The sequence below is a fragment of the Paenalkalicoccus suaedae genome (assembly GCF_006965545.2).
GTDB lineage: Bacteria > Bacillota > Bacilli > Bacillales > Salisediminibacteriaceae > Paenalkalicoccus > Paenalkalicoccus suaedae.
On record NZ_CP041372.2, the window covers coordinates 3,379,543 to 3,398,993 of the forward strand.

A 19,451-nucleotide genomic window follows, 5' to 3' on the forward strand; every position below is an offset into this window, starting at 1 on the left:
TTCCCTCATTTCTAACCACATTCTTTTAAGGTTTATTCCAGATTTTTGAACACGGTTTTTATTATAGTCTCATTTTCTGTCTAACACTAGGGACTTTTGAACAAGTAATGGGAATGTAACCAAACTGTAACGAAGCGGGACTTTTTGAGGAGAGTTAAGGTCAAGTGATGAAGTGCAAGGGCAAGGTCAAGAACGGACCTTCGGTCCTCCTACGCTCTCGGCTGGCACTTTCCTGAGGGGCTAGCTCAACTATTTCGATCGGCCAAACCAATGGCCGTTCGAAAGGATTTTCGCTGCGCGGAAGTGCCCCTCTAGGAGACGCCAGCCTTCGCTTCGGAGGACCGAAGGCGGTTTTAATTGATAGTATGTAACACTTCCACTTTTTTATTTAGAGTAGCAGGCCCTTCGCTGCCTTCCTTTGCTTTCGTAACGGATTGGCTATAGGAGCAACTAACTTTTAAGATAAACCATATTAGAGCAAGGTTAATGAAGGGCTTTGCTGTGATTGCCCTTGGTTCCATAGAGGTTTGGGATCAGGTCCATAACTTATAAATGGGGAGCATAACTCTGGAATTAGGAACATAAAAAGCAAATAAGGCACATAACTCAGTGAAATTAGAGAACGAAGCCCATAACTCTGAAATGCGGAACATGAAAGTTAGTTAAGGAACATATTCACGAGATCCGGAACATTACTTTCAAATCAGCAATATATGATGAGGGAATTTAAGTATTTAACTTTATAAACACTCCCTCTTCGAGCTGGCAGACCCGGAGAACATTCGGAGACAATCCATAGGACTAGGAGGTGGCTGAGACCACGCAGGAAGGCTGCCTTTGCCTGACGAGTAGGCTTAGACGGCGACCCTATGGATGTCGCAGAATGTTCGGAGGGCTGACAGCTCGAAGAGCTGATTTAAATTAGCTAGCACTTTCTGCCTTTATTTCTGTACATAGCACGTCGTTTTGCATGTCTACGTAACTCATGAAGTAGGTACTTGTGTCTTTCTTCTTTAGTGATGTTTAGAGGTGGAAGCTATTGGCTATACCCACAGTACGTGACAAATCACAATAAACTATTCTGAAGGAGCGATATATCATGAGTCAATCTGATTTCAACGAACGTCAAACAGATGGTCAGCCAGGTCAAGAGCAAAGTCGTCAACCAGGTGACGAGCATAAAATGGATCCGCAGCCTATTTATGATGATCCCGACTATAAAGGTAGTGGGAAGCTCCAGGATAAGGTGGCTTTAATTACTGGGGGCGACAGTGGTATTGGTCGAGCCGCTGCGATAGCCTTTGCAAAAGAAGGCGCCAAGCTTTCCATCGTCTATCTTGAGGAGCATGAGGATGCGCAGGAAACGAAGAAGGCAGTTGAACAATACGGTTCACGTTGTTTACTCATAGCAGGAGATATTGGCGACGAGTCGTTCTGCCAGGACGCTGTCAGGCAGACGGTGGACGAGCTTGGCGGGTTGGACTGTCTCGTCAACAACGCGGCTGAGCAGCACTACCAGGAGAAGATTGAGGATATTTCGAAGGAGCAGATGGAGCGGACGTTCCAGACGAATGTGTTCTCGTTCTTCCACTTGACGAAGGCCGCGATGCCGCACTTCGGCGAGGGTAGCACGGTGATCAATACGGCGTCGGTGACGGCCTACAAGGGTATGCCGGTGCTGATGGACTATGCGGCGACGAATGGTGCGATTGTGTCATTCACGCGTTCGCTGTCAGAAAATATTATTTCCCAGGGAATAAGAGTGAACGCGGTCGCACCAGGTCCGATTTGGACGCCGCTGATTCCGGCTTCTTTCCCAGAGGATAAAGTAAAAGAGTTCGGTACGGATAACCCAAGTGGTCGTCCAGCACAGCCGGCGGAGCTAGCGCCGACGTACGTGTACTTGGCGTCGAAGGATTCGTCTTATGTGTCGGGTCAGGTGTTGCATGTTAACGGTGGTACGATTGTGAATGGGTAACAGTTTGAGATAATGGAGTTCAAGTACGGACCTTCGGTCCTCCTGCGCTCCCGGCTGGCGCTTTCCTGAGGGGCTTGTTCAACTATTTCAGCCGTCCAGCGGCCGGCTGAAAGAATTTTCACTTCGCGTAAGGGTCCTCTAGGAGACGCCAGCCTCCGCTCCGGAGAACCAAAGGGTAACGGTGTTTATATGACGCCGTTACCCTTTTTTATGGGTGTTACTAGGCGAAAGTTCCTTGCCTAGCTTCTTCTTTTCAGACCTTTAATAAGCAGATAAACGTGCTCCATCTGCTCACGGTACATAAAATTTGTATACGGTACATAAAAGCTTAGTACCGTACATTTATTTCTCACACGGTACATTCTTTCTAAATACGGTACATAAATCTTCTATACGGTACATAAACCCGAAATTACTAAAGATCCAGCCATCAAAGGTCTTAAAAACCACAAGAAAAGAGCCTCTTCCACGAAGAAAGAAGGCTCTTACCTTATGCACTTTTTAAATCAAACGCAGAGCTGGCAGACCCGTAGGACATTCGGAGACAATCCATAGGGGAAAGAGGTTTTTGAGATCCCACAGGAGGCGTTTAGGGTAAGGCGGCAGCCGCACCCTGCCGACGAGGAAGCTCAAAGACCGGCCCTATGGATGTCGTAGAGTGTCCGCAGGGCTGACGGCTTGGAGTAAGTCACGTTCCTTTAACGTTAAGCATCAACCGTTAGCCTGAAATCAACGGGAAAATCACCCACTGCTTTCTAACTTCAAGGCTAACTCAAAAAGCTCGCAAAGAACGCAATCTTTTTGTGATGCTTTTCTGACCGTGAAGACCACACGGTCTATGGATGTCGTAGAGTGTCCGCAGGGCTGACAGCTCGAAGTGCAGATTTAAACTATTTGGCATTTAAGCAATTGAAGCTCGAAGAGCTTACGCACTTGAACTAAACTAGTTAGCTCTTTATTAATCAGCCCGAAGGGCTGCTCTTGACCTAAGGGTCTATGTTAGAGACGAATAATACTCTCAATCAGACTCCCCACCACAGCAGGCTTCGACCGCTCGTCGTTCGCCAGAACGATGATCGCAAAGGTACGTCCCTCATGGCGGCGAATGTAAGTACGATAGCCATCAGTAGAACCTTCTAGCTGTGTTACTCGCCCGTCTGGCGCATGGTATGCCTGCCAGCCGAAGCCCCAATCACCTGCGTGACGACCGACCATCGTGTTATACGTGCTCCTAGACAAAAGCGTATCGTCACGAAGCGCCTGATCTAGTCGTGCTAGGTCGATAACCGTCGCGTAGATACTGCCTGACGCACCACGTGCGGCATAGTTACGAGTTTTTCTCACATAACGACCATTGGTGTATTCGTAGCCGAACGCTCGGATCGACGGGTTGACGATATTAATGTCAAAGCCGGCACCGGACATCTTAGCGGGCTCAAAAATATTCTCGCGCACATACTGACCGTAGGACATGCCAGACGCCTGCGCGATGATATCGCCTAGGAGCTGATAGCCGACGTTGCTGTAGCGCTGGCTGTTGCCCGGGGTGTAAATGAGACTTGAGACCGCGCGATAGTTCGGCGCCTCCCATGGAAGCCCAGCCGTGTGCGTAAGTAGCTGACGCACAGTCATCCGACCAGCGTTTGGAACACTCAGCAAGTACTTGCTGACCTTGTCGTTCAAATTAATCTTGCCATCCTCCACGAGCTGCATCACCGCAATCCCCGTGATCCCCTTCGTAATCGACGCAATCGCAAACGGCGTATGCGTTTTGTTCCCGATCGAGTGGTATGCGTTCGCGATGCCGTAGCCACCAGACATCAGCAGATCACCGCGCCGCTGCACAGCGACCGAACCATTAAATTTGCGCGCATCCGCAAGCTTCTTCACCTGACTATCGATGAGCGACGCCTTCTGATTGTCCGTCAGACCATCTTTGTAAAGGATAATATCACCCGTTTCAGAGAGGTAGTGCACATCTCTTCCGAATACGCGAGAAACCTCACGAAGCCCAAGCATCGTGCGGCCGTTTATCACGCGCGGCCGTGTGGAGAAAGAAACCGTTTGTTTATTTAATTCGTATGTAGTCGCGCCTGAGATATAGCTAAACGAGCTTCCCTCGGCCTCGCAGGTCGTTTTTTTCGTTGAGGAATCCCATGAGACACTGCGTCCGAGCGCTGTACAAAGTCCTCTTAATTCGACGAAGGTTGTGCTGTTTTGTACGACTGGCTGGACGTCAAATTTGAGGGCTTTTTCTTGCAGGTAGACGGTTTTTGCTGATGCGGTCGGTGTGATGAGTAGTAGGGTTAGAATAAAGCTAAGGCAGATTGTTGCTATAGTAAGCCGTTTTTGGCGGTGGTTGGTCAAATTGTCCCTCTCCTGTCGGTTGACGTTCATTTAACAAATTATGACATTGTTTTGGTTGGAGGTCAAGGTCAAGGTCAAGGTCAAGGTCAAGGTCAAGGTCAAGGTCTAGTTCAAGTGCGGACCTTCGGTCCTCCTGCGCTCCCGGCTGGCGCTTTCCTGAGGGGCTTGCTCAACTATTTCTGACGGCCAAACCAATGGCCGTCAGAAAGGATTTTCGCTGCGCGGAAGTGCCCCTCTAGGAGACGCCAGCCTTCGCTTCGGAGGACCGAAGGGTAACGGTTCTTAAATTCCACTAACCCTTTTTTAGTTTATTTACTAGGCGACAGAACGTTGCCTAGCTTTTAGAGATGAAACAGTTCCATTACATGCTTCAACGTCCATTAATTTTGCATACGGTTCATAAATCTCGTATGCGGTTCATTCCTTCTTCATACCGTACATAAATCTCCTATACGGTTCATTTTTTTCTCATACGGTTCATAAAGTCCAATTGCTCAACTTCCGTGCTATAAAAACCCAAATCTTTTTGGTAAACGCTCTTCTTTCACCTGCACGCAGAGCTGGCAGACCCGGAGGACATTCGGAGACAATCCATAGGGGAAAGAGGTCTTTGAGATCCCACAGGAGGCGCTTAGAAGGAGACGCAGTCGAGTCCTGCCGACGAGGAAGCTCAAAGACCGGCCCTATGGATGTTGTAGAGTGTCCGCAGGGCTGACGGCTCGGAGAGTTGCTTAAAACTAATTGGCAATTGGTTAACCTAACCTAGCAAGTAGAGCTACTCTAAAATAGATAGAATGTAAGAAGTCACTTACTAGGTATATTTGTAAGTAGATCGCTAAAAATGTCGAACTTTATTCTTAATAATATCTTTTTTAAGGAATTTAATGATAATAAATACTAATAAACTAGTCTTATCATTCTTTCAAATAGGTGGAAAGTCTATATTTAATCAATATTTTACATGGTATGATTTTGCAAAATATTGTGAGTTTTGGAGGGGGTGTTTTGTTCATTTTAGCGAACGAAGTATCCATATTTTCTGTCCAATGCAGTAGATGATGAGACTATTATTGATAGGAGATGGTGTTATGCAAGGGAAGAGTACAGCTCGATTACTCTTAGTAATGATGGTAGGCTTGCTGGCAGTTTTAGTTTTAGGTACGACGGTTAGTGCGAATGGAGGCCCGACGAATATTCCGAAGGTGACAGACATTGAATTACAATTTAATAATGACTTAGAATTCTTTATTGAAACAAGTGCTGATCCAACTGATACGGACTTAAATTTCTTAGTGAATGTGAGCCAAGGATCATTCGCTCAGCCGCTTGATAAAGATGATATTACACCAAGATTAACAAGTGATCATGAAGATTACATTGACTTAGTTGGAACTAGTCACTTTGAAGATTATAATTATTCCACTAGTGACGATAATACTTATTACTTAACTATCTACGCATATAAACCTTATGCGGAGGATAAATACATTTCTGATGAACCAGCTCGATTCATTATTAGAACTTCAAATGGGATGGAAAATGACTCTCCATTCATAGTCACTATTCCTAACGAACCTGCTGACCAGTTTTTCTATTCACAAGGTGCTACTTCGATCGTTAAAGTCTCTAAAGAAGAAATTAATAAGCTAGAAGGTAACACACTTGCTATTAAACGTAACCTAAAGTATCCAACACTTATCAAACCTATTAGCAATCTAAACGGTGTTTTTCCTTACACATTTAATATAGAAACGAATTCAGAGGAAACATTTGAATTCAGCGCACGCGTAAAAGTCGATAGTATCTCAGACATTGCACTTTCTCCGCCTGATTCAGAAAACAGAACTGTGCGATTATTTAAAGACAATGGACCTGACTACCAGTGGCAAGAAATCATAGGAGAAGCTCCTTATAAAGTAGTGAACGAAATACTAGATATTCCTTCATTAACAGGCTCAGACAAAATTATTGCTGGCTATGAAGTAGCATCTGTCAATCATACTGTTGCGAATGGAAATGATCATGGACCCGATTCACTTCGCGCCGCAATTGATAATGCTAAAAATGGAGACAGAATTACGTTTGCTAATGATGTCAACACAGTTAATCTAACTGCACCTTTAGAAATCAATAAAAATGTGCACATAGATGGGAAAGGTGCAACTATTAATGGAAATTCCATTGTTTATGATTATGACTATAATAATAACTACAATTGGAATGCTCCTCTTACAGTAAGAAATGGTGCACAAATTCGTTTAGAGAACTTAAAGCTAATGGAGTTTGGTATGGATTATTTCCACCTTACTGACGTTTTCACATCTGCTCCGCTACCAAATAAAGCAATAGACAACAACGGATTTTTAACATTTTCGAATGTTGTAATTAAAGCCAAGAAATCTTATTACTGGGCTAGCTCTTTAGATAATAACGAAATTACCATAAGCGATATCTATCTTCCATCAAAAACTGTGTTTTTAAATACAACCGTTGCTAGTTCTTTCTATGACACGATAGATTTGTATGGTCATTACTCTGAAACGGATGTAGAAGCCTTCAACTCAATTTTTAACGATTACGCTTCCTACAACACTTTTGATCGTGCAGAAAACAACATATTTTTATATGGTCATCATGTTTATTCTTTGGGAATAAATGATACGAATACTTATGTAGCCACTATTCCTTTTGAGAACACAGGTTTAGAACCTCATAGAACAATCTCTACATTTGCTCAAGCAAGAGATACTGGGAACAACATATTTGCACCAAATAAAAGAGATATACTTAATAACGACCGCATCCGCAATAACACGATCGATCGCGGAGCATACGAGCTTGCGCCAATTAGCAACCCTACACCACCAGCGCCTCCAGTAGGCCCAACGGTTCCGGCTGACGGTGGTGCGGATGGAACGCCTTCTGTGCAGATTCCAATTAATCGCGTCGCAAACGGCAATGGGACGTTTAGTGACACGGTTACGATGACGAATCAACAAGCGACTCAGTTGATCCAACGTTTACGAGAAGCCGACCGTACGACGGTGCGTATTGTGCTCCCGGATGCTGATGATGAAGTAGCAAATGCACGTGTCAACATCTCTCGAGCGATCCTTGCGCAATTTGCAGACGCTGACTTTAGCTTAGAAATCGCAACAAACGACGGACGCGTCATTGTCTCAAATAGCTCCCTACTTGATTTCGACGAAGATCTCTTCTTCCTTTTCCGTCCCGTGAAGGATGATGAAGGCAAGCTCACAGTCGAGAATCGCGCTAAATCCGATGATCTTGTGACAGAAAACGTGGGGTCTCCTGATAGTTTATTCGTTGTCGGTCGTCCAATGACGATTGAGACGAACATGCAGGAACGCCTCGTCGAGCTTGAATTCCCTGTCCCAACAGGCGATGTGCCAACTGACGGAACTCGCACACTTAAAATGTTTATTGAGCACAGTGACGGCACGAAGGAATTAAAGGATGTCGAAGTGTTTGATCGAGATGGTCAAACTTACATCCGCTTTACAACAGAAAAATTCTCCACGTTCACTGTTTTAAATGTGGAACTGTTAGAGGATCCTGTCACGCCAGTTGAACCTGGTTTCCACGAGAGCTATATCCGAGGCTTTGACGACGGCTCCTTCCGTCCGAGCGCAAACATCACGCGTGTGCAGGTTGCGGCGATGCTCGCTCGTAATCTTGGATTTGAGGATGCACCAGGCACAAGCGGTTTCACCGACGTCCCTGCGACGCATTGGGCGTCTGGATCAGTCGGATTCCTTAAGGCTGAAGGCATTTTTGGAGGCTACAGCGACGACACCTTCCGCCCAAATGAGCCGATCACTCGAGGCGAGCTAGCGGCCGTGATTGCTCGCTATAAAGGCGTAGGTGGAGGAAAATCGAGTTTCACTGATGTATCTGGTTATTGGGGCGCTGGCGATATTGCGGCGATTCAAGAACTAGGCATCATCCAAGGATACAGTGATGGAACGTTCCGACCACGCGCGAACATTACTCGCGCCGAGGCTGTTACCATGCTAAATCGCACCTTTGAACGCGGACCACTTTACGGTGTAACTACACCAAGCTGGCCAGACGTCCCAGCGACGCACTGGGCGTTCGAAGAGGTAGAAGAAGCATCACGTGACCACTCTTTCCTTCCTCGTGAAGGTGGCGGAGAAACGATTGTTGTTGAGTAGTATGAAGAGGTCCCTAGTGGGCCTCTTTTTTTGGGTTGGGTTTTGAAGATTGAAGGTCAAGGTCAAGTGCGGACCTTCGGTCCTCCTGCGCTCCCGGCTGGCACTTTCCTGAGGGGCTTGCTCAACTATTTCGATCGGCCAAACAAATGGCCGTTCGAAAGGATTTTCGCTGCACGTAAGTTCCCCTCTAGGAGACGCCAGCCTTCGCTTCGGAGGACCGAAGGGTAACAGTTCTTAACTTCTACTCACCCTTTCTAATTTATTTACTAGGCGAAAGAGCCTTGCCTAGTTTTTAAAGATGAAACAGGTCTATTGAATGCTTCGACGTTCATTTTAGTTGCATACGGTTCATAAATCTTGTGTGCGGTACGTTCTCTCTTCATACGGTACATAAATCTCGTATACGGTTCATTCTCTCTCCATACGGTACATAAATCTCATATACGGTTCATAAAATCCAATTGCTCAACTGCCGTGCTATAAAAACCTAATTCTATTTGGTGGACGCCCCTCTTTCACCTGCTCACAGAGCTGGCAGACCCGGAGGACATTCGGAGACAATCCATAGGGGAAAGAGGTCTTTGAGATCCCACAGGAGGCGCTTAGGGTAAGGCGGCAGCCGCACCCTGCCGACGAGGAAGCTCAAAGACCGGCCCTATGGATGTCGTAGAGTGTCCGCAGGGCTGACAGCTCGGAGTGTGAACACCTTCCTTTATAGCTAAGCATCAACCGCTAGCCTGAAACCAGCGGGAAAAACACCCACTGTTTTCTAAGAGCAAGGCTAGCTCAAAAAGCTTGCTACAAACCGCAACCTTTTTGTAATGCTTTTTAGACCGCGAAGCCCACACGGTCAATGGATGTCGTAGAGTGTCCGCAGGGCTGACAGCTCGGAGAGCAGCGTGAAACAAGTTAGCACTTCATCAACCTAGCCCGAAGGGCTGCACGTAAAGATAGTTGGCACTTAAGCAACCAAAAAGCCCCTCCAGCGCTAGCTGAAGGGGCCCGAAATATTACTGAAGTAAACGATGCAACATGAGCGTAAGCTCCAGACGCGTTAGCGTCGCATCTGGTGCAAACGTCGTTTCTGTTGCACCGATCGTGATTTCTTCTCCGTACAAAATACCAATCTCCTCTTCAAACTGATGACCCGCGATGTCTGTGAAAGGCACAGACGGTGCCGACTCACTCAGTCCAAAACCACGAACAAGAATAGCCGCAGCCTCCCCACGTGTTAACCCATTAGAAGGAAGGAAACGCTGATGCTCATCCCCTAAAAAGACATCCGCATCCGCTAGAGCAGCAAGCTCAGACGCATACTTGAAGTCATCCGCAATATCAGAGAACGGTACCTCCACATTTTCGTCCAAAGCAAGCTCTAACTGACGAGCCAGCAGCAAGCCAGCCTCCAGACGCGTCACATCTTGGTACGGACGGAACGTGCCATTCGGATAGCCCTGAAGCACACCAGCCTGCACAAGATCGCGCATCTCGCCGTAGTAGCGCTCAGTCGAATCGTAGTCGCTAAACGACGGTGCCGCCTCGCCCGCCGGCCAGTCAAACGCATCCGTACGCACAATCACAAATGTGAGTGGATCAATCGTGATGTCCGTAGCCGTAAGCTCAAACCCATTCTCTTGGCTAACCGCGTTTACGCCCGCTTCATCTGCGTCCGCAATAACATCGCCACCTGTAAGATCAACAGGCAAAGAGAGCGTGCGCGCATCACTGTCGGCATTGATAAAGACATGGTACGCCTCCGAACCACTAGAATCAACCGCGCGGTAGCCGATCACAAGATCCTCGTCCTGGATCTCTGGTGCATCAATCATCATCACGTTCTCGTCGATATCGTCCATCGTCGCGTGACGGAACGCATCGGTTGAGCGACGAAGCTCGATCATACCGGCTGTCATCTCACGAGTAAGTCCGTTAATTGGGTTAGCTTCTGCATTTGTTGCTTTGTCCCAATCGAATTTGTTAACGGCGTCCGAGGAATCATACGAGTCGTGAATAAAGTATGGATACTCAAATGGATTGCCGTCTTCATCTGTCATAAATGTTGATTTGTAAGGCTCCATTCCTTCCGCAACTGGTCCTTGGAAGTCTGGATGACGGAACTGCTTGGTGCGTCCAAATTCCTGACCTGCATGCAAGAAGGCTGTTCCTTGAGACGTTAACACCATCGCGTTCCCTAATCGGATACGCTGATGGATCTCTTCTTGGTGATCCTTTGGATCCTTTTGAATCGATTGTGCAATGACATCGTGTAGCGTTAAGTTATCATGTGCTGCGATGTATGGCACGACGTCTCCTGGATTTGTTGCTGTAAAGTTGTCTGGATTTGCTGTTACGTTGTTGTAAATGCGTTCAATACTACGAGCGCCACCTGTAATAAAGCGTGGCTCGCCTTCACTACCGAAGCCTGATTTTAGTTCGTTACGGAAATCGTCTGAGAAGGATCCGACGCTTTCTGTATCCTGCATCCACTGCTGGTCTGCTGGTTGCACGTCTGGGTAGTTTTCATCCCCAACGTACGTGACCCAGCCTTCGCCAATCATGACGATGTTTGGATTTGCTGCTTTTGCTGTGTCATACGCAATTTGAATCGACTCTGCATCATGATCGCCCATCATGTCAAAACGGAAGCCGTCGACTTTATATTCTTCGACCCAATGCATAATGGAGTCTACTAAAATACGTCGTGACATCTCGTGTGTCGTACCTAATCGTCCACCACCAAAGCTGATGCGTGACGTGCCATCTGCGTCCATAAAGTGGTAGTAGTTTGGCTCTAAATCTTCGAAAATATGTTCACGAGCTGTGTGGTTATAGACTACGTCTAAGATGACGCCCATCCCACGTTCATGAATCTCATCAATTAATTGCTTAAACTCTTCAATCCGCTTTTCCGCATCATCAGGATCTGTTGTGTACATTCCTGATAGGGAGAAATAGCTGTGTGGGTCATAGCCCCAGTTATAGTTTGTCTGCGTTGATGCATACTCGAGCATGCGCTCACGTGCGTTGTACTCATCTGCGAAGAAATAGCTCATCACAGGTAGAAGCTGCACGTGCGTCACACCGAGGTCCTCGATATAATCTAGGCGCTCTGCGAACGCGTTGAACGTGCCGAACTCGCTCTCAAGCTCATCCTCAATTGATGGATCTGATGTGAAATCGCGAACGTGCAGCTCATAAATAATCGCGTCCTCCCGCTTCTCAAATCCGTCAATCTCTGCAAAATCAAGCTCTGGTCCGATTGAAGAGATATCGACGATTGCTGCTTTCCCAACGTGCTCATCGCCATTCACACTATCCCACGTCGCCATCGATGGCGCATATGGATCAAGTCCTTCGACAATCTCGCCATCGCGCTCAATCATGTAGTGGTAGTAATAGCCAGTGTGATCCGCAACGTCAGTCGTTGCCGCTGTAAGCGTCGTTTCCCACACGCCTCGATCGGAGCGCGTCATCTCGACGTCTTCTGCGACGATATCGTACTGATCGTCTTTATTGTAAAGCGTCACAGTAACATTGTCCGCGCTCGGTGACCATAGCTTTAACGTCGCGGTACCGTCTGCGTGTAGCTCTGGTCCAAGCTCTCCATCATAGCTAAATAGCTCATCCTTTAAACGCCAGCCGACAAGTGCTTGAACGGTGCGTCCATTATATTCAATCGTAAATGGCGCTGCGTCAAGGTCAAAGCCACCGTAAAGCGTGACCGCTGAATCGCTGTCGATCGTGACATTTGTTAACGCGACCTCATTCCCTTCGCGATCCGTTACCGTAATTTCTTCTTGGAGCGTCTCCGCGTCTAGCGAATCCGTGCCGGTAAAGCTTACTTCGATCTTTTCCGTCGAGAGAACTTCTGCATGACTCATGCCTTCGAGCGACGCAAAGTATGGATTGTTGTAAGCCATATCCTCTGTGTCACGTGTGAAAATTTGGTTGGAGTTTTGTAGCTCCGAGAAGCTCATATCCCCTGACTGATCGCCTGTTGCTTTGTTTAGAAATAGGAAGTTGATTTCTTCCGCATCCTCTTGTAGTTCAATATCTACGTACGCACCATATCGACCTACTTCTTCAAAATCAGTCGCTCCATCTGGCCATCCATTAACATCTTCAGACGGTGTCGCCACGTCTCCCCAGCTCCACACTGCCCAATTATCGTAGTTGGCATCCTCACGGCTATAGTGAATTCGTACGGTATTATCGTCTAACTCTACTGGTTCTGCCAGCGTGTATGTACCATCTGCACTCATCCAAATTTCGTTCATTTCCGGGGAAATAATGTTGACTGCGACATCACCCGTCAAATTATCGCCTCGATTATTGTTGACGAGCATATCAAGTCGCTCTGCGCCATCGGCTAGTTCAATGTCATAATACGGTCCAAAGGATGTCATCCGATCAGTAGAGAATCGCGCCTCCCCTGGCCAATCAAATAGCTGATCCGTTGGCGTCTTCGCGCCATTCCAATACCAAACGCCAAGCGTCGATACCGTCGTATCTCCTGCATCGTAGTGGACGCGTAAATGTCCGTCCTCCGGTGCCTCCGTGTCCTGCGTGTTCACGTCACTTTGTCCAATTGCCGCCGCTGGGAACAAACTAAGCCCCATGACTCCGGCTAGAAACATCGACGAACGCCTCTTCCAAGTAGATTTCATACGTATAAACCCTCCCTGTTGTAGTAGTCAGCGCTTGCTTGCTTGCTTGCTTGCTTGCTTGCTTGCTTGCTTGCTTGCGCAATCGTTTGCATTAATAGGTATAAAAAATGCAATTTGTATGAAGTGCTGATAGAATATTAATATGCAAGCGCTTTCTTATAGTTAATGGTAAAAGAATACTGATTAGAAAGCAAGAGGTAATTGGTCACTTATGGTATTGGACCTAATGGGAGAAGTTTTTACATAATGAAGATCAAGATCAGACCTTCGGTCCTCCTGCGCTTCCGGCTGCCGCTTTCCTGAGGGGCTTGCTCAACTATTTCTGTCGGCCAAACCAATGGCCAACAGAAAGGATTTTCGCTGCGCGAAAGGGCCCCTCTAGGAGACGTCAGCCTTCGCTTCGGAGGACCGAAGGGTAACGGTTCTTAAATTCTATTAACCCTTTTTTAATTTATTTACTAGGCTAAAGATCGTTGCCTAGCTTTTAAAGATGAAACAGTTCCATTAAATGCTTCGAAGTTCATTTATTTTGCGTACGGTTCATTCTTTCTTTATACGGTACATAAATCTCGTATACGGTTCATTCTTTTCTCATACGGTTCATTAAATCCAATTGCTCAACTGCCGTGCTATAAAAACCTAAACCTATTTGGTAAACGCCCCTCTTTTCACCTGCACGTAGAGGTGGCAGACCCGGAGGACATTCGGAGACAATCCATAGGGGGAAGAGGTTTTTGAGATCCCACAGGAGGCGCTTAGGAGGAGACGACAGTCGACTCCTGCCGACGAGGAAGCTCAAAGACCGGCCCTATGGATGTCGTAGAGTGTCCGCAGGGCTGACAGCTCGGAGAGCAGTGTGAAACTAGTTGGCACTTCATCAATTTAGCTCGAAGAGCTAATGCTCTTGCACGTAATACTAGTTAGTACTTTATCAATCTAGCCCGAAGGGCTGCTCTTAAAACTAGTTGGCACTTAAGTAATATAGCTCGGAGAGCTAAGGTAGGTGTATTTGAACTAAACTAGTTGGCACTTAGCAACACAAAAATATGGTATGCTAAAAGCAGACAAATTTGCACGTTTTTGAAAGGAGTCCGCAAGATGAAAACTCGCATTCTTATTTTACTCGGCGCTGCCATGAGCATGCTCGCAACGCCCACACTTGCGAACGAAAACAACGAAACGAATGAAACACCATATATGATCGAGCCCCAGTATGACAGCGTTCAGCCCTTCTATGAGGACGTCGCAGCCGTTGAATTAAACGGCAACTGGCAGCTCATCGACCGCAACAACCAGATTTTAGCCGAGCTACCATATGACGAGGTCGAGCCGTTTTCTGAAGGGCTTGCTTTGGTGGAAACCTCATCGGGGTTCGGGTATATAGATACTGCCGGAAATGAGGTCGTACCGCCGACGTTTGAAACAGCGAGTACGTTTTTCCGAGGCCTTGCGGCTGTTGATGAGGAAGGCGACGGATTGCTTACTTTTATCGACGAAGTCGGCGAGCCGGTGCTGCTGGCGCCAAGCGAAGACGGCGCGGCACTACATCAGGGGTACAGTCGCGTCTTTTCGAAGGAAGAGTATGATGTATTGAACAGAAGTGGGCAGTTTGCTGCTTTTAATGAGGAGTTTTTTGCGGTTTCTGAAGAAGAATCATGGGGAGCAATAGACAGAGAAGGCAACGAGCTGATTCCATTTGAGTATGCGATGCTTTACGGCGAGTGGAGCGGATTTGCGGTTGGCTTTGAGGAGGATGGCGCAGCGGATGTGTTTGTAGAGCGGGAGCTTGTGATGGACGACGTATCGCTAGCGGGGATCCCTCGGAACGGCGTGATTCCGGTGTTTGAGGATGATGTGATTGTGGCCTACAACACGGAGGGGCAACGGTTGCTAGAGGTAAATGTGGATGGTCGCTGCGATCAGGTGACGGTAGAGGACGAGGTGATGGTTGTCTACTGTGGCTCTGAGCAGTGGTTAATTGATGGTTCTGGCGAGCCTGTGCATGATGCGGCTTACGATCGTATTGTGAGTACTGGTGGTGCCTCGACGTTCCAGCGTGGATTATTAGGCGTTGTGCAAGGCGAGGAGTTTTTACTTGTGAATGCGCAGGGTGAGCTTGTCATGAATGTGACGGAGCTTGAGCCTGAGCTTGATGCTTCGTATATTATGGAGGTTCGTATCACAGAGGACGGGGCTATTTTTATTGTGGAGCCTAGTCGCGTGTGGATGTATAGTCCTGAATCTGATTCGGTCGAGCTGCTTCCGTTTATGTCGCTATCTGGCTTCTCGGACGGTGTTTCTGTCGCTTTGGATATGGAGCAGCGGATTGGTCTGATTAACGAGTTTGGCGAGGTGGTTTTCCCATTCGAGGTGGAGGCTATTGCGCGCTCGAGTGAGGCTACTGCGGCTGATGCGCGTATGCCGTTCTCTGAGGATATCGCGGCTGTGATGATCGAGGATCGTTGGGGCTATATCGAGAATCCTCTTTTAGAAACATTGTTGCCGATTGCGGCAACGTCTTCTGAGGAGGGAGCGAAGCGGACGGTGATTGACGTGGCGTTGCCGCTTTTAGTGTCAGTTGGGCTTATTGTGTTTGTGGCGTGGCGTGTGAATAGGCGGAGACGGTAAAGTGATTAGGGATTAAGGTCAAGTGCGGAACCTCCGGTTCCCCTTCGCGGCGTTTGCTACTATCTGTGGTTGCTTACTCAACTATTTTGTCCGGCCAAACCAATGGCCGGTCAAAAGGATTTTCGTTGCGCGGAAGGGCTACCACGGATCGTTACGCAAACGCCGCTTCGGGTCACCTGCGGTAACGGTCATATAAGTGAGGTTAGCTCTCCCCCATTTGTTTGATGACGGACGAGGCGTGAGGGCGTGCCTCGCTTTTTTTAATTGAAAAATCATGGTGAATAAGACCATAGATTTGCTGTTAAATCAGTAATGCGGATGAATCTGTTTGAAATGCACACTGTGTAACCTCAAATGCACATCTTCATCATGTAAATGCACGTCCACAGGTGTGAAATGCACGCGTTCATAATTAATGCATACCTACGAAGCTGAAATGCATACCACGATACCTTAATTGCACGTCTACACCGTGTAAATGCACGTACACGGGTCAGGAATGCACACGCTCATAATTAATGGCATACCTACAAAGGTGAAATGCACACCACGACACCTTAATTGCACGTCTACACCATGTAAATGCACGCCCATGAGTAAGAAATGCACACGCTCCTATTTAGTGCATGTCATCAGGCACTTTTGCTTTTACAGCAAGCACTTCGGCAACTTATCCCTTTATTAAAGCCTTTTCGACCTAGTGTCTACACTTCCCCAATCGAACAAAACAACTTTCCTTTCCAACCTACAAAGAAGCTACCTCCAAAGATTCGATGGAGGTTTTGACCATGCTCTTGATCTTGACCTTATCCTTCCCCATAAAAAAAGGTTGCCAATCACCTCAACCACCGTAACCGCAGGGGCGCCGGAGGTGACCGCACTTGACCTTGATCTTGACCTCCCCCACCACAAAGCCAACCGCCTATTGACACTCCCTCCCAACAGGAGTATGTTCATTTCAGCAACATTATTTGAAATGAGGACCTCAATATGAAACTTACGATGAAACCAAAAATGAAAAACTCCAAAAAGAAACAGTTCGCCGTGATCGGCCTTGGCCGCTTCGGCGGCAGTATCTGCAAAGAGTTGCATGCGCTTGGGCACGAAGTGCTCGCAATCGATAAAGAGGAAGAAAAGGTGCAAGAGTTTGCCCCATATTGTACGCACGCCGTGCAGGCGGACAGTACCGACGAAGGCGTACTACGAAACAGTGGGATCAACAACTTTGACCACGTCGTTGTGGCAATCGGCGACAATATTCAGGCGAGTATCTTAACCACGCTTGTTCTAAAGGATCTCGGCATTGAGAAAGTATGGGCGAAGGCCCAGAATGCGTATCACCAAAAGGTGCTTGATAAAATTGGCGCCGACCTTGTTGTGCATCCCGAGTTTGATATGGGGATTCGTATTGCGCACAACATGTCGTCAGAGAGAATCGTTGACTTCATCGACCTATCCGATGAATACAGTATTATTGAACTGCTTGCTTCTGACAAGTTACATGGGAAGTCTTTAGCCGAGCTCGATCTTCGAGCCGCTTATAGCATTACCGTTCTAGCGTACCGTAACGAGAAAGGGATGAACATTTCACCAGCACCTGAAGACAAAATTAAAGAAGGTGAGCTGCTTGTTGTGATGGGTCATAAAAAGGACCTAGCTCGCTTCGAAGAAGAAGGTATGTAGCGTGTACAATATTTTTGCTCGTTTTGATAAGCTCAATCCACCCCAGTTTCTCGCCGTCGTATTTGGCTTGGCGATCTTGGTCGGCTCGGTGCTCCTGTGGCTGCCGATCGCGAGCACGGAGCCGGTGCGCTATATCGACGCGTTGTTTACGGCGACGTCGGCTACGACTGTGACGGGACTTGTGGTCGTGGACACGGGGACGGTGTTTACGCGCTTCGGGCAGGTGGTGATCATGGCGCTGATCAAGCTCGGGGGGCTTGGCTTGATGTCGTTTGCGGTGCTGATCGTCCTGGCGCTCGGCAAGAGGCTTGGCTTACGCGAAAGACTCTTGATCCAGCAGTCGTTCAACCAGCCGTCGCTTGGGGGGATCATTCGGCTCGTGAAGGTGCTGCTCATCTTTTCGTTCTCGATGGAGTTGTTCGCGACGTTTATCTTAGCTCTACGGTGGGTGCCAGAATATGGGCTCGCAGAAGGGTTGTTCCAGAGCCTCTTCCATGCGATCTCGGCGTTTAATAACGCGGGATTTTCGCTCTGGTCGGACAGCCTGACGCGTTATATTGGGGATCCTGTCGTGAATTTGATCATCACGATCCTGTTTATCACAGGTGGTCTCGGATTCACGGTTGTGTACGATCTTGTTAAAACGAAGCACATGAAGCGGCTCGCGCTTCATTCCAAGATTATGCTCGTCGGCACGCTTGCGATCAACGTCGTGGCGATGCTTATGTTCTTCCTGCTTGAGCGCGGCAATCCAGCGACACTCGGCGCGCTGACTTGGGGGGAGCAGTTTTGGGCAACGTACTTTCAGGCCGTGACGCCACGTACAGCCGGCTTTAACACACTCGACTTCGGCGCGATGGAGCCTGCGACGATTACCTTCATGCTCCTTTTGATGTTCATCGGCGCAGGTAGCGCGTCGACCGGTGGCGGGATCAAGGTGACCACCTTCGTCGTCATCGTCCTTGCCGTCGTAACCTATCTGCGCGGGGCTCGCGAATCCGTCGCCTTCAGCCGCGCCATCAAAGCCGACATTGTCATCCGCGCGCTCGCAATCGTCGTCATAAGCTTGAGCGTCGTGTTTGTGAGCATCTTCGTGCTGTCTATGGTGGAAACCGCGCCGTATTTGACCATCGTGTTTGAAGCGTTCTCTGCTTTTGGGACCGTCGGCCTATCGATGGGCATCACGGATTCCTTAACCGATACAGGCAAAATGGTGTTGATGTGGCTGATGTTTTTAGGGCGCCTCGGTCCAGTAAGTATTGCATTCGCTCTCGCTAAGGCAAGCCATAAAAACGTGCGCTACCCGAAAGAGGATGTGTTTACGGGGTAGGTTGAGAGATTTAGGTCAAGGTCAAGTGACTAAGTTCAAGGTAAAGTGCGGAACCTCCGGTTCCCCTTCGCGGCGTTTGCTACTATCTGTGGTTGCTTACTCAACTATTTCTGTCGGCCAAACCAATGGCCGACAGAAAGGATTTTCGTTGCGCGGAAGGGCTACCACGGATAGTTACGCAAACGCCGCTTCGGGTCACCTGCGGTAACGGTCATATAAGTGAGGCTAACTCTCCCCCTCTATTTGTTTCATTACGAGGCGTTAGAGCATGCCTCGCTTTTTTATTGAAAAATCATGATGAATAAAACCAAAGATTTGCTGTTAAATCAGTAATGCGGATGAATCGGTTTAAAATGCACACTATGTAACCTCAAATGCACATCTTCATCATGGAAATGCACGCCTACGGTTGCGGAATGCACGCGTTCATAATTAATGCATATCTGCGAAGGTGAAATGCACACCACGCTACCTTAAATGCACGTCTACACCATAGAAATGGACGCCCACGGGTCAAGAATGCACACGCTCCTATTTAGTGCATGTCATCAGGCACTTTTGCTTTTACAGCAAGCACTTCGGCAACTCATCTCTTTACTAAA

Annotated in this window: 7 protein-coding genes; 5 read left to right on the top strand and 2 right to left on the bottom strand. The window is 47.8% G+C overall.

Annotated elements, in window-relative coordinates:
- Positions 1-1,099 precede the first annotated feature (1,099 nt).
- Entirely contained in the window at positions 1,100-1,978 is an 879-nt protein-coding gene (locus FLK61_RS17415) for an SDR family oxidoreductase (RefSeq protein WP_176010620.1), read from the top strand.
- Between the two features lie 999 nt (positions 1,979-2,977).
- On the opposite strand, the gene FLK61_RS17420 is transcribed toward FLK61_RS17415, so the two are convergent.
- Positions 2,978-4,345, bottom strand: a complete 1,368-nt coding sequence (locus FLK61_RS17420) for a serine hydrolase domain-containing protein (RefSeq protein WP_176010621.1) — start codon at positions 4,343-4,345, stop codon at positions 2,978-2,980.
- Positions 4,346-5,433: 1,088 nt separating this feature from the next.
- Between FLK61_RS17420 and FLK61_RS17425 the strand changes: the two genes are divergently transcribed.
- Positions 5,434-8,541, top strand: coding sequence for an S-layer homology domain-containing protein (locus FLK61_RS17425; RefSeq protein WP_176010622.1), 3,108 nt, complete (start codon positions 5,434-5,436; stop codon positions 8,539-8,541).
- 1,010 nt (positions 8,542-9,551) lie between these two features.
- Here FLK61_RS17425 and FLK61_RS17430 read toward each other — a convergent pair.
- Positions 9,552-13,208 carry a pullulanase gene (locus tag FLK61_RS17430; protein ID WP_176010623.1) on the bottom strand — a complete coding sequence of 1,219 codons (3,657 nt, stop codon included), beginning with the start codon at positions 13,206-13,208 and terminating at the stop codon, positions 9,552-9,554.
- A 1,098-nt stretch (positions 13,209-14,306) separates the two neighbouring features.
- Between FLK61_RS17430 and FLK61_RS17435 the strand changes: the two genes are divergently transcribed.
- From FLK61_RS17435 to FLK61_RS17445, 3 genes are all read left to right on the top strand, one after another.
- Positions 14,307-15,836, top strand: coding sequence for a WG repeat-containing protein (locus FLK61_RS17435; protein ID WP_176010624.1), 1,530 nt, complete (start codon positions 14,307-14,309; stop codon positions 15,834-15,836).
- A gap of 1,014 nt (positions 15,837-16,850) precedes the next feature.
- A complete protein-coding gene (locus FLK61_RS17440) occupies positions 16,851-17,519 on the top strand; it encodes a potassium channel family protein (RefSeq protein ID WP_176011292.1) in 669 nt (222 codons plus the stop codon).
- Between the two features lies 1 nt (position 17,520).
- Entirely contained in the window at positions 17,521-18,849 is a 1,329-nt protein-coding gene (locus FLK61_RS17445; protein ID WP_249777630.1) for a TrkH family potassium uptake protein, read from the top strand.
- Positions 18,850-19,451: the final 602 nt, after the last annotated feature.

Bases quoted from the DNA above. Each gene is read 5' to 3' on its own strand.
- FLK61_RS17415 (WP_176010620.1), top strand. From the start codon at position 1,100: ATGAGTCAATCTGATTTCAACGAACGTCAAACAGATGGTCAGCCAGGT.
- FLK61_RS17425 (WP_176010622.1), top strand. From the start codon at position 5,434: ATGCAAGGGAAGAGTACAGCTCGATTACTCTTAGTAATGATGGTAGGC.
- FLK61_RS17430 (WP_176010623.1), bottom strand. From the start codon at position 13,208: ATGAAATCTACTTGGAAGAGGCGTTCGTCGATGTTTCTAGCCGGAGTC.
- FLK61_RS17435 (WP_176010624.1), top strand. From the start codon at position 14,307: ATGAAAACTCGCATTCTTATTTTACTCGGCGCTGCCATGAGCATGCTC.
- FLK61_RS17440 (WP_176011292.1), top strand. From the start codon at position 16,851: ATGAAAAACTCCAAAAAGAAACAGTTCGCCGTGATCGGCCTTGGCCGC.